The sequence below is a fragment of the Aeromicrobium sp. REDSEA-S32_B7 genome, assembly GCF_001626145.1.
Taxonomy (GTDB): Bacteria; Actinomycetota; Actinomycetes; order Propionibacteriales; family Nocardioidaceae; genus Aeromicrobium; species Aeromicrobium erythreum.
In genome coordinates this window covers 1-9,791 of sequence record NZ_LUNF01000201.1, presented here as the reverse complement: position 1 = coordinate 9,791, position 9,791 = coordinate 1, and the positions used below count along the sequence as shown (strand labels likewise).

8 protein-coding genes, 1 tRNA gene and 1 pseudogene are annotated in these 9,791 nt (G+C 73.0%); 4 read left to right on the top strand and 6 right to left on the bottom strand.

The annotated features are described in order from the left end of the window. Window positions 1–4: 4 nt before the first annotated feature. Window positions 5–295 carry an FKBP-type peptidyl-prolyl cis-trans isomerase gene (locus A6Q79_RS13560; RefSeq protein WP_317698616.1) on the top strand — a complete coding sequence of 97 codons (291 nt, stop codon included), beginning with the start codon at window positions 5–7 and terminating at the stop codon, window positions 293–295. A gap of 64 nt (window positions 296–359) precedes the next feature. Here the strand turns inward: A6Q79_RS13560 and hrpA are convergent, their stop codons facing one another. From hrpA to A6Q79_RS13545, 3 genes are read right to left on the bottom strand one after another with little or no spacing between them, the layout of a single operon-like run. After that, the gene (gene hrpA / locus A6Q79_RS13555; RefSeq protein ID WP_317698615.1) at window positions 360–3,965 is read right to left on the bottom strand and encodes an ATP-dependent RNA helicase HrpA; all 3,606 of its coding nucleotides are present in this window, start codon (window positions 3,963–3,965) and stop codon (window positions 360–362) included. An 11-nt stretch (window positions 3,966–3,976) separates the two neighbouring features. Continuing rightward, window positions 3,977–4,747, bottom strand: a complete 771-nt coding sequence (locus A6Q79_RS13550; RefSeq protein ID WP_317698614.1) for a CPBP family intramembrane glutamic endopeptidase — start codon at window positions 4,745–4,747, stop codon at window positions 3,977–3,979. After that, window positions 4,744–5,640 carry a neutral zinc metallopeptidase gene (locus tag A6Q79_RS13545; protein ID WP_289016713.1) on the bottom strand — a complete coding sequence of 299 codons (897 nt, stop codon included), beginning with the start codon at window positions 5,638–5,640 and terminating at the stop codon, window positions 4,744–4,746. Before A6Q79_RS13545 ends, A6Q79_RS13550 begins: the two co-directional genes overlap by 4 nt. Before the next feature lie 170 nt (window positions 5,641–5,810). Here A6Q79_RS13545 and A6Q79_RS13540 point away from each other — a divergent pair. The 3 genes and pseudogenes from A6Q79_RS13540 to A6Q79_RS13530 all read left to right on the top strand — a co-directional run. Beyond that, window positions 5,811–6,128: pseudogene (locus A6Q79_RS13540) on the top strand (DUF445 family protein); the annotation flags it as partial. Window positions 6,129–6,207: 79 nt separating this feature from the next. Beyond that, window positions 6,208–6,933, top strand: coding sequence for a DUF445 domain-containing protein (locus A6Q79_RS13535; RefSeq protein ID WP_317698613.1), 726 nt, complete (start codon window positions 6,208–6,210; stop codon window positions 6,931–6,933). A gap of 78 nt (window positions 6,934–7,011) precedes the next feature. Next, a tRNA-Leu gene (locus tag A6Q79_RS13530) sits at window positions 7,012–7,097 on the top strand. Between the two features lie 97 nt (window positions 7,098–7,194). Here A6Q79_RS13530 and A6Q79_RS13525 read toward each other — a convergent pair. The 3 genes from A6Q79_RS13525 to A6Q79_RS13515 form a co-directional block, all read right to left on the bottom strand. After that, window positions 7,195–7,833 (bottom strand): potassium channel family protein, encoded by a 639-nt coding sequence (locus A6Q79_RS13525; protein WP_067857544.1) that lies wholly within the window; start codon window positions 7,831–7,833, stop codon window positions 7,195–7,197. Between the two features lie 46 nt (window positions 7,834–7,879). Continuing rightward, window positions 7,880–8,845 (bottom strand): GGDEF domain-containing protein, encoded by a 966-nt coding sequence (locus A6Q79_RS13520; RefSeq protein ID WP_286690080.1) that lies wholly within the window; start codon window positions 8,843–8,845, stop codon window positions 7,880–7,882. Window positions 8,846–8,955: 110 nt separating this feature from the next. Beyond that, the coding region (locus A6Q79_RS13515; protein ID WP_317698612.1) for a glycoside hydrolase family 16 protein at window positions 8,956–9,791 on the bottom strand (836 nt) is incomplete at its 5' end.

Here is a 9,791-nt window from a genome sequence, read left to right as displayed (position 1 = left end):
GTGTATAAGAGACAGCCCCGAGGCCGTGCCCGGCGGCGTCGTCGACGTGCACTACGTGGGCGTCGAGTTCGACACCGGCGAGCAGTTCGACGCCTCCTGGGACCGCGGCCAGTCCGCGCGCTTCCCGCTCCCGCAGCTCATCGGCGCGTGGCAGCAGGGCATCCCCGGCATGAAGGTCGGCGGACGTCGCCAGCTGGTGTGCCCGCCCGAGCTGGCCTACGGACCCGCCGGCGGCGGACACCGTCTGTCGGGCAAGACCCTCGTCTTCATCATCGACCTGCTGGGCGTCGGCTGATCCGACCCCCACGAACCACGACGCCCCCGGACCCTCGGTCCGGGGGCGTCGTCGTGCTCGCGCCTCACACGCGCAGGTCGTCGAGCAGACGGCGCAGCCGCTTGACCGACACCGGTCGAGCCGTCCCGAGGTTCTGGGCGACCACGCTCACCCGGAGCTCCTCCAGGGCCCAGCGGACCTCCTGCACGTCGGCCGCGGCGCGACGCAGCGGGCTCAGGCCACCGGTGCGCTCGTGGAACTCCGCCTCGAGCTCGTGCACGCGCACCAGCTGCTCGGTGAGCGGCGTGGCGAGCCGTCGACGCGCGGCCTCGAGGTAGACCGGCAGGCGTCGCAGCTGCTCGACGCCCAGGTCGCGGACGAAGCCCGGTGCCACGAGCCAGCTCAGCTGCACGCGGACGTCCTCCGCCGGCTCGCCCGTGCCCTGCGGCTGGGCCTGGCCGAGCTTCTCCAGCGACCGCAGGACGTCGCGCAGCACACCCGCGGTGACGTCGTGGACGTCGGCCCTCACCCGTTCGCGCAGGGTCTGGAAGGCAGCCTCGTTCCACACCGGGCCCCCGTGGCGGGCCACCAGGTGGTCGAGGGCGGCGAGCCGAGCGTCGTCGAGCACGGCCGCCGCGTCGCCGTAGGGCGAGGAGGCCAGCAGCAGCTTCTGCCGCAGGTCGAGCGTGCGGCCGAGCGAGGGCGTCGTGGTCGGGGTCGAGAGGGCGAGCAGCCGACCCTGGCCGCGCACCATCGCGACCTGCTGCTCCTCGGGGGTGTCGAGCACGCGCAGCGCCACCGACGTCCCCTCGTCGACGAGCGCCGGGTACCCCACGACCTGCCCGGCCGGCACGGTCCGCTCGAGCGTGCCGACGTCCCACGTCGTGATCCCGGTCCGGGCCGACTCCGCGGCGACCACCTCGAGGTCGCGGCGGACGACGTCCTCCAGCTCGGTGCGCAGCGCGTCGAGGTCGCGACCCCGGGCCAGCTCGGCGCCGTCGTCGACCACGCGGAAGGTCACCTTCAGGTGGTCGGGGACGGCCGAGAGGTCGAAGTCGTCGGGGGAGACGAGCGTGCCGGTGCGCTGCCGGATGCCGCGCACCAGCTGCTCGAGCAGCGGACCGGCCGCGGGGTCGAGCTGCTCGACGAGCGCCGCCGCGTGGTCGGGCACGGGCACCAGCTCGCGACGCAGCCGCTTCGGCAGCGAGCGGACCAGCGCCACCACCAGCTCGTCGCGGTGCCCCGGCACGTTCCACAGGAACTCCGCGGGGTCGAGGGAGAGGAGGTCGTCGACCGGCACATCGACGACGACGCCGTCGCTCTCGGTGCCGGGCTCGAACGTGTACGTCACGCGGTACTCGGCCGACTCCGACGTCCAGGTCGTCGGGTAGTCGTGCTCGAGGTCGTCGACGTCGGCCAGCAGCATCGCCGGGTCGAGGTCGAGCAGGTCGGGCGTCTCGCGCGACGCCTTCTTCCACCAGCTGTCGAAGTGACGCACCGAGACGACGTCGGCGGGCACCCGTGCGTCGTAGAACGCGAACAGCGTCTCGTCGTCGACCCGCAGGCCCCGGCGTCGGACGCGGTCCTCGACGGCCTCCGCCTCGCGGATCCGCAGGGCGTTGCGCTGCACGAAGGCGTGGCGCGTGCGCCACTCGCCCTGCACGAGAGCGTGCCGGACGAACAGCTCCCGCGCGAGGGCGGGGTCGTGCCGGCCGAGCGGCACGAGCCGGTCGACCACCAGGGGCACGCCGTAGAGCGTCACCCGCTCCTTCGCCATCGCCGCCCCGCGCCGCGCCGACCAGTGCGGCTCGGCGTACTGACGCTTCACCAGGTGCGCTGCGGCCTGCTCGACCCACTCGGGCTCGACCTTCGCGACGGTGCGCCCCCACAGCCGGCCGGTCTCGACGAGCTCGCCGGCCACGACCCACAGCGGCGGCTTGCGCGCGAGCGCCGACCCCGGGAACACCATGAAGCGCGCACCACGCGCGCCGAGGAACTCCTTGGAGTCGGCCTGCCGGACGCCGACGTGCGACAGCAGCCCGCTGAGCAGCGCCCGGTGCACGTCGGCCGGGTCGGCGCCGACCTTGCCCGGCTTCATGCCGAGGTCGCGCACGGTGCGGCGCAGCTGCGCATGCACGTCCTGCCACTCGCGGATGCGCAGCCAGTGCAGCATCTCGTCGCGGCAGAGCCGGCGGAAGGCGCTGCTGCTCAGCTCGTCGCGCTTCTCCTGCACGTACTGCCAGAGCACGAGCCAGGACAGGAAGTCCGAGTCGGGGCTGCGGAACCGCGCGTGCAGCTGGTCGGCGCGGGCCTGCTGCTCGGCCGGACGCTCCCGCGGGTCCTGGATCGACAGACCCGCGACGATGACGAGCACGTCGGCGAGGCACCCTTGACGGTCCGCCGCGAGGAGCATGCGGGCCATGCGCGGGTCGACGGGCAGACGCGACATCGTGCGCCCCAGCCGCGTGAGCCGGGGGCGGCGGTCGCGTCCCTCCTGCAGCGCCCCGAGCTCGGTCAGCAGCGCCCGGCCGTCGCCCACGGCGCGGCGGTCGGGTGCGTCGAGGAACGGGAAGTCCTCGACGTCGCCGAGGTCGAGCGACGCCATCTGCAGCAGCACCGACGCGAGGTTCGTGCGCAGGATCTCCGGGTCGGTGAACTCGGGGCGACCGTCGTGGTCCTCCTCGGCGTAGAGCCGGATGCAGATGCCGTCGGCCACGCGGCCGCAGCGCCCCGCGCGCTGGGCGGCGCTCGCGCGGGAGACAGGCTCGATCGGCAGCCGCTGGACCTTGAGGCGCTGGCTGTAGCGCGAGATGCGGGCGTAGCCGGTGTCGACGACGTACCGGATGCCGGGGACGGTCAGCGACGTCTCGGCGACGTTCGTGGCCAGTACGATGCGCCGTCCCGGGTGCGACGCGAAGATCTTCGCCTGGTCCTGCGCGGCGAGCCGGCCGTAGAGCGGCAGGACCTCCGTCTGGCGCCAGCGCAGGCCCTCGAGGTGGGCGGCGGCGTCACGGATCTCCCGCTCGCCGGACAGGAAGACGAGTACGTCGCCCTCGCGTGGCAGCTCACGGATGGCGGACTCGATGCCGTCGAGCATCCCGTCGTCCGGGTCGGTCAGCGGCCGGTAGCGCACCTCGACCGGGTAGGTACGCCCGCTCACCTCGATGACCGGCGCACCGTCGAACATCTCCGAGAAGCGCTCGACGTCGATCGTCGCCGACGTGACCACGACCTTGAGGTCGGGTCGGCGGGGGAGGAGCTGCTTGAGGTACCCCAGCAGGAAGTCGATGGCGAGGCTGCGCTCGTGGGCCTCGTCGACGATCACCGTGTCGTAGCGCGACAGGTCGCGGTCGTGGTGGATCTCGCTGAGCAGCAGCCCGTCGGTGACCAGCCGGATCTGGGTGCTGTCGCTGGTGCGGTCGTCGAAGCGGACGGCGTAGCCGACCTCCCGCCCGAGCTCGACCTCGCACTCCTCGGCGATGCGGGCCGCGACCGACCGGGCGGCGATGCGTCGAGGCTGCGTGTGCACGATGCGCTCGCGGCCGAGCAGACGCGCGATCTTCGGCAGCTGGGTGGTCTTGCCCGACCCGGTCTCGCCGGCGACGACCACGACCTGGTGGTCGCGCAGCGCCGCGGCGATGTCGTCGGCGCGGTCGGCGATGGGCAGCCCCGGCGCGACCTCCACCTTCATCGTCGACGTCGTCATCGCAGCCCCAGCCGGTCGCCGAGGACGAGGACACCGACGAACGCGAACACGTCGAGCAGCGTATGGGCCACCACGAGGGGCGCGAGCCGCCGGGTGCGGTGGTACCAGTAGCCGAACACGAGCCCCATGAGCACGTTGCCGAGCGCCTGGCCGAAGCCCTGGTACAGGTGGTAGCTGCCCCGCAGCAGGGCGCTGGAGACGATGATCGTCGGGGTGCTCCACCCGATCTGACGCAGTCGGGTGAAGAGGTAGCCGATCATCACGACCTCCTCGAGCACGCCGTTCTGGAACGCGGCGAGCACGAGGACCAGGGCCGTCCACCAGTAGACCTGCTGGGGCACGGTGACCACGTCGGCCGTGACGCCGAGGGCCCGGCCGGCGAGGTAGACGCCGATGCCGGGCAGGCCGATGAGGGCGGTGAGGCCGACCCCCTCCAGGACGGTCCGCAGACGTCCCGCTCCGGTGAGCCCGAGACGGCGCAGGACGCCGGGGCCGTCGCCGGCCAGCAGGAACAGCGCGAGGCCGACGGGCACGAGCGCGAAGCCGATGCCCAGCAGCTGGTAGGTGACGTCGAGCCACTCGCGGTCGCTGCGCGAGGCGTTGAGGGTCGCGGTGGCGTCGCGCAGCGGGCCGCGCGTGAGTGCGGCGAGCAGGCTGAGCGCGGCGTAGACGGCCGACTGGCCGAGGGAGACGCCGAGGACGAGCCAGACCTCCAGGCGCAGTCGACGGCCGTCCGGCGCCGCCGCGCCCGTGGCAGGGATGCTCACAGGTCGTTCGTGGCGAACGTGTCGCACTGGTCGGCGCTGCCGCCGTCGTAGCCGGCGAGGAACCAGCGCTGGCGCTGCTCGCTCGAGCCGTGCGTCCAGGTGTCGGGGTCGACCGTGGCCCCGGCCGAGGCCTGGATGTGGTCGTCACCGACCGCGGCCGCGGCCGAGAGGGCGGAGCGGACGTCGGCCGGGGTCAGGGGCTCCAGCAGCGTGGTCCCGTCGGCGTCCTGCGTCGTGGCGGCGTGGTGCGCCCAGACGCCGGCGAGGCAGTCGGCCATCAGCTCCACGCGCACGCCACCACCGGTCGCGCCGCTGCCGGACTGCGCGCGGCCGAGGATCCCGAGGATCTGCTGGACGTGGTGCCCGTACTCGTGGGCGACGACGTACTCCTGCGCGAGCGCGCCGCCGTCGGCCCCGTAGCGGCTCGAGAGCAGGTCGAAGAAGCCGGTGTCGATGTAGATGCGCTCGTCCGACGGGCAGTAGAACGGCCCCGTGCTGCTCGAGGCGGTGCCGCAGGCCGACTGCGTCGCGCCGGAGAAGACGACCGTGCGGGCCGGGCGGTACTGGCGGCCGACGTCGGCGGGCAGGGCGTCGGTCCAGTAGTCCTGCACGCTGTTGACGGTGCCGACGACGCGGCAGACGTCGTCGCGGTTGGCGTCGGCGCCGGTGCGGCACTGGCTGAGGTCGACGGTGGAGTCCTCGCCCGCGGTCTGGACCTGGCTGGTGTCGAAGGGACTCTGGCCCCCGGTGAGGGCGCCCGGGTCGACCCCCAGGAAGATCGCGACGAGCGTGACGACGAGGGCGCCGATGCCGCCGCCGACCACGGCGCCGCCGCGCACGCGACCGCCGGTGACCTGGCTCGTGTCGAGGCGGGCGTCCTCGTTGAAGCTCATGCGCGGAGTCTACGCAGCGGACGTCACGTCGGCGCTGCGCAGCCGAGCCGCCCGGACTCACCTACGCTCGGGCCGTGAGCACCTCCGTGACCGAGCGCAACGCCGCTGCCGGCCCCGCCCTGTCGTCCGACCCGGCCGCCGACGAGGCCCGTCGCCGTGGCCTGCGCCGCATGCGCGTCGTGGCCACGTCGCTGCTCGTCGTCGCGGCCGTCGTGTTCCTCCTGACCCGTGAGCAGGGCGGCGCGTGGGGCTACGTCAACGCCGCGGCCGAGGCCGCCATGGTCGGCGCGATCGCCGACTGGTTCGCGGTCACGGCGCTGTTCCGGCACCCGCTCGGTCTGCCCATCCCGCACACCGCGATCATCCCGCGCCGCAAGGCCTCGCTCGGCGCCAGCCTGCAGGAGTTCGTGACCGAGAACTTCCTGCGCCCGGAGGTCGTGAAGGAGCGGCTCGACTCCGCCGAGCTCACGCGGCGTGCGGGCGTCTGGCTCGCCGAGGGCGACCACGCCGAGCGGCTCGTGCGTGAGGGGTCCAAGATCACCGCGCACGCGGGAGCCGCTCGCGCCGGTGGCCGGCAAGCTGCTCGGCGACGTGCTCGCCGAGCGGGCGCACGTCGGCATGGTCGACCTGGTGCTCGACGAGCTGCACGCGTGGTTGCTCGAGAACGAGGACGAGGTGATGGCGCTGGTGGGGGAGCGTGCCCCCTGGTGGACGCCGCAGTGGGTCGACGAGCGGGTCGGCTCGCGGCTGCACCTCGAGGCGGTCACCTGGGTGCAGGAGATCCGTGACCAGCCCGAGCACCGCGCCCGCCGGGCGCTCGACGGCTGGCTCGGTCGTCTCGTCGACGACCTGCAGTCCGACGAGGCCACGCAGGAGCGCTTCGAGCGGCTCAAGAGCCGCATGCTGAACCAGCCCCAGGTCACGACGACGGGCGTGGCGATCTGGGACGCCCTGCGCCGCGCGCTGGTCGAGACCCTCCAGGACGAGGACGGCATGCTGCGCCGCCGTGCGCTGCAGGAGCTGCACGCGCTGGCCGACCGGCTGCAGCACGACACCGAGCTGCAGGCCCGTGGCGACCGGGTCGTCGCCGACGCCGGCGCCTACCTCGTCGAGCACTACGGGTCTGAGGTGGCCACGATCATCTCGGCCACCGTCGACCGCTGGGACGGCGTGGAGACCGCGCGCAAGGTCGAGCTGCACGTCGGGCGCGACCTGCAGTTCATCCGCATCAACGGGACCGTCGTCGGTGGCCTGGCCGGCCTCGTGATCCACACCCTCAGCCACCTCGTCTGAGCAGGGGGTGGGGTGCGCGGGTCGCGCAGCACCCCTGGTACAGTTCCTGACTGCACCACGGACCTCTACGAGGTCCACGTCCGGGTGGCGGAATAGGTAGACGCGCTAGCTTGAGGTGCTAGTGCCCGGTTACGGGCATGGGGGTTCAAGTCCCCCCTCGGACACGTTGAGGAGACCGGCCGCGAGGCCGGTCTCCTCTTGTCGTTCCTGGTGGCCTGCCGGTGCGACCCCGCACGTCCGGGCGCGGGTCTCTGCGCGCGATCACCCTGACGTGCGGCGCTCCCGCTCCGCGCGGGCGAGCATCGCCGTGGCCACCGACGCGGTGACCGAGCCGACCACGCCGATGCCGACGACCATGAGCACGACGGCGATGACACGACCCTGCGTCGTGACGGGGGAGTAGTCGCCGTAGCCGACGGTCGTGACGGTCACGCACGCCCACCAGAGCGCGTCGCCGAAGGACGTGATGGTCGCGTCGGGCGCGTCGCGCTCGGCCTGGAGGACGGCGAGCGAGGCGAGGCCGACCGACGCGACGGCGGCCCCCGACACGTAGACCAGCGTGCGGCCGGCCAGGCTCCCCGCGGCGGACCGGTCGAGGATCCGCAGCAGGGCCACGAGGCGCAGCAGCCGCAGCGGGCGGAGCATCGGCACCGCGATGAGTGCGACGTCGTACCAGTGACGCACCGCGTAGTCCCTCCGGTCGTCGGCGAGCCCCAGCCGCACGACGAAGTCGAGGGCGAACGCGGCCCAGACCGTCCAAGACACGGTCTCGAAGAACTCCCGCCACCCCCGGTCCAGGCGCGGGTCCAGGACCGGCCAGGCGTAGGCGACCAGGAAGGCCAGGGACAGCAGCAGCAGCGGGACCTCTGCGCGACGTTCCCAGCGCTCGACACGAGTCATGGCCACCATCCTGGGCCCAGCGCCGCGGTGGCGAAGAGCAGCCCTGTCAGCCGGACGCGCCCTCGGCCTCGGAGGCGTCGGGCGAGGACCCGCCGGGGGAGTGTCGGGGCGGGGGCGGCGACTCCGTGACCTGCTCGGCCGCCCGCCGCAGACGCTTGTCGCCATACATGTCGAGGTCGGCGTGCCGTAGCCCCTCGGGGCCGCCGGGTGCGACGCCCATGCTGAGCGTCACCTGCTCGGTGGCCGCCCACCACCGGCGCAGCTCCTCGAGCCGGCGCCGGGCCGACGCCTCGTCCTCGTCGAGGACCAGCACGAACTCGTCACCGCCCGTGCGGAAGACGTCGCCGGAGCCGTGGACGCTGCAGGCCAGCAGCGCACCCAGCCTGCGCAGGAGGTCGTCACCGGCGACGTGGCCGTGCGTGTCGTTGAACCGCTTGAAACCGTCGACGTCGATCACGGACACGGTGGAGCGCCCCGACGACGCCTCGAGGCGACACACGAGGTCGCGCCGGTTGAGCACGCCGGTGAGCGGGTCGGTCCGCGCCAGGCGCTCCAGCTCCGCCCGCTGCTCGTTCAGGTGCGTGATGAGGCGCGCGGGCAGCTCGGCGACGATCACCCACATGACGGCCGTCGCCGTGGTCCGCTGCAGCACAGGTCCCTCCAGCCCGCCCCACGCGACGACGAACGCAGGCACGGCCGGGACCAGCAGCCACAGCGAGCGCCACGGCGGCTGCGTGAGCCCCGCGAACACGAACGCCATGCTGATCAGCCCCGGCACCAGGCGCGCAGCGGCGGGCGTGTCGACCCCGACGAGGCCGTACAGCACGCACACGGCGGCAGGCCACAGCAGCAGCGTGAACCGACGCCGCCAGCAGCCGGACCGCAGGCAGACCATCAGCACCAGCGCGGCGAGCGGGGGAGCGACGAGCAGGGCCACCGGTGTCGGGCTGCCGGGCGGTGTGCTCGTCGCGGCCGTCACCGCCAGCACCACCGACTCGACGAACACCGCCACCGCGCCGCAGACGTGCCAGACCCGCAGGTCCCATGCGCCAGGACGCCGCCACGGCGGTCGTTCCGCCGGCCGTCCTCCTGTCGCTTCCCCCGATCGTCCGTCGCGCGCCCTCACGGATTCACGCGGTACACCCTGACGCTGTCGACGACGTAGTCGAAGGCGTCCTTGGTGTGCTGCTGGTCGGGCATGCCCCAGTAGGACGAGCCCACCTGCATGTTGAGCCGGATGTTGAACGGGCTGTCGAAGGCCGTGCGGGCCCACGGCACCTGCTCGATCGGGATCGTCGACAGCACCTGGTCGTCGTAGGTGAACTGCATGCAGTCCGGCGTCCAGTTGAAGCCGTAGGTGTGGAAGCCCTCGTACACGCCGGGCGTCCGCGTCGCCCAGTTCTGGTGCGCCCACGAGTACCACTCGCCGCGCTGCTTGCCCAGGTTGGTGTCCTCCCACAGCGTCGTCGTGTAGGAGCCGGCAGGGTTCCAGCGCTGTGTCGACTCGCCGCCGTAGGCCTCCATGACGTCGATCTCGCCGTTGGTGCGGTCACCGCGCAGCCAGAAGGCCGGCCAGACGCCGCGGGTCATCGCGCGCGACGTCGGCAGCTTGGCCCGCATCTCCCAGCGTCCGTACTTCTGGGAGAACGTCCCGACGGTGTCGAGGTAGCCCGTGTCGTACCACCGCTCCCGGACACCGCTGGAGACCGACGCCGGCGTCGAGCGGCGACGTCCCTCGATCGTGAGGGTCCCGTCGGACACGTCGACCGCGTCCTTCGTCACGTACGCCGCGTCGAACGAGAGGTGCGTCCGGTCGCGGACCCGCCACTTGGTGGTGTCGAGGCCCGTCCCGTCGAACTCGTCGGCGAAGCTCAGCGTGCGGCGCTGCGGCGAGTTCAGGTCGTCGCAGGTCCGGGTGGTGCTGCCCGGCGGCGTGGGCTCAGGCGTCGGGGTCGGGC

Coding starts and splice junctions, on each gene's coding strand:
- hrpA (WP_317698615.1), bottom strand. CDS start 3,965: ATGAAGGTGGAGGTCGCGCCGGGGCTGCCCATCGCCGACCGCGCCGAC.
- A6Q79_RS13545 (WP_289016713.1), bottom strand. CDS start 5,640: ATGAGCTTCAACGAGGACGCCCGCCTCGACACGAGCCAGGTCACCGGC.
- A6Q79_RS13525 (WP_067857544.1), bottom strand. CDS start 7,833: ATGACTCGTGTCGAGCGCTGGGAACGTCGCGCAGAGGTCCCGCTGCTG.